At 60.0% G+C, this 385-nt stretch carries 1 pseudogene; it reads right to left on the reverse strand.

The features are described 5' to 3' along the window. Window positions 1-356: pseudogene (locus Tanf_RS16635) on the reverse strand (hypothetical protein); the annotation flags it as partial. Window positions 357-385: the final 29 nt, after the last annotated feature.

Raw genomic sequence — 385 nt, forward strand, 5'->3', positions numbered from 1 at the left:
ATCTTGGGATGGATCGACGCCATCTCCTCATCACCATTCTTGCGCGCGTTGTAGGTCGGGATGTTTTCCATCGGACCCGGACGGTACAGCGCCACAAGCGCGATGATGTCCTCGATCCGGTCGGGCTTCATACCGATCAGCGCCTTGCGCATGCCGGTACTTTCCACCTGGAACACGCCGACCGTTTCGCCGCGCGACAGCATTTCGTAGCTGAGCTTGTCATCGAGCGGCAGGTTGGACAAATCCACGGTGAGGCCGCGCCGCTGGCCCAGATTGACCGCAGTCTGCAGCACCGTCGGGTTTTTCAGGCCGAGAAAGCCGATTTTGCCCAGCCCCGCCTCTTCCACCATCTTCATGTTGAACTGCGTAACCGGCATGTCGGAGC

Origin of the sequence: Tannerella forsythia (assembly GCF_001006485.1) — a bacterium.
Classification (GTDB): Bacteria; Bacteroidota; Bacteroidia; order Bacteroidales; family Tannerellaceae; genus Tannerella; species Tannerella forsythia.